Genomic DNA, 1,351 nt, shown 5'->3' with positions numbered 1-1,351 from the left:
GCGACGGCCCCCAGACGCGCTTCCTGTCCCTGCTGTACGGCGAGCTGGTCCCCTTCGACGGCGGCGTCCGCTGCACCGTCGCCTCCGCCGGGCACCCGCTGCCCCTGATCCTCGGGACGGGCGGCGAGGTCCACACGGCCGCACAGCCCCAGACCCTCCTGGGCGTCGTCGAGGACGCCACGTACACCAGTGAGACCTTCGAGCTGCGCTCCGGCGACACGCTGCTGTGCGTCACCGACGGTGTGACCGAGCGCCGCTCCGGGTCCCGCCAGTTCGACGACGGGGACGGGCTCGCGGCGGCGCTGGCCGGGTGCGCGGGGCTGGACGCCGAGCTGATAGCCGAGCGGATCAGGCGGCTCGTGCACGAGTTCGGGGCGCGGCCCCCGGCGGACGATCTGGCGCTGCTGGTCCTCCAGGCGGAGTGACCGCCCGGGTGCTGGACAATGGAACGTATGCCTTCCGCACTCCCCGACGGCGAGCCCGTCCCCGACGACGGCGCGCTGCCCGCGTCCGCGCTCGCCGGGGCCGCCGACCGCCCGCTCGGGTTCTACCTGCACGTTCCCTACTGCGCGACCCGCTGCGGCTACTGCGACTTCAACACCTACACGGCGACCGAGCTGCGCGGCACCGGTGGCGTGCTCGCCTCGCGGGACAACTACGCCGAGACGCTGGTCGACGAGGTCCGGCTGGCGCGGAAGGTGCTGGGTGACGACCCGCGGCCCGTTCGTACGGTGTTCGTGGGCGGGGGTACGCCGACCCTGCTCGACGCCGGTGACCTGGTGCGGATGCTCGCGGCCGTCCGCGACGAGTTCGGGCTCGCGGAGGACGCCGAGGTCACGACCGAGGCGAACCCGGAGTCGGTGGATCCGGAGTATCTGGCGGCCCTGCGGGAGGGGGGCTTCAACCGGATCTCCTTCGGGATGCAGAGTGCGCGGCAGCATGTGCTGAAGGTGCTGGACCGCACGCATACGCCGGGGCGGCCCGAGGCATGTGTTGCGGAGGCCCGGGCGGCCGGGTTCGAGCATGTGAACCTCGACCTGATCTATGGCACGCCGGGAGAGAGCGACGACGACTGGCGCGCGTCGCTGGACGCGGTGATCGGGGCCGGGCCGGACCATGTCAGTGCCTACGCCCTGATCGTCGAGGAGGGCACGCAGCTGGCTCGTCGGATCCGCCGGGGTGAGGTGCCGATGACCGACGACGATGTGCATGCCGACCGGTATCTGATCGCGGACGAGGTTCTCTCGGGCGCGGGCTTCGAGTGGTACGAGGTGTCCAACTGGGCCACGTCGCCGGCGGGGCGGTGTCTGCACAACGAGCTGTACTGGCGGGGGGCCGACTGGTGGGGGGC

Annotated in this window: 2 protein-coding genes; both read left to right on the top strand. The window is 72.3% G+C overall.

From position 1 onward, the window contains the following. Positions 1 to 425: PP2C family protein-serine/threonine phosphatase (locus CA983_RS43710; protein ID WP_143645844.1), on the top strand; the 425-nt coding region annotated here is incomplete at its 5' end. A gap of 27 nt (positions 426 to 452) precedes the next feature. After that, a partial coding sequence (locus tag CA983_RS43705) for a coproporphyrinogen-III oxidase family protein (protein ID WP_086606116.1) occupies positions 453 to 1,351 on the top strand: 899 nt, incomplete at its 3' end.

Origin of the sequence: Streptomyces swartbergensis, from assembly GCF_002148965.1 — a bacterium.
Lineage (GTDB): Bacteria > Actinomycetota > Actinomycetes > Streptomycetales > Streptomycetaceae > Streptomyces > Streptomyces swartbergensis.
The sequence above is the reverse complement of the archived record's forward strand: the minus strand, read 5'-3'. Positions and strand labels throughout refer to the sequence as shown.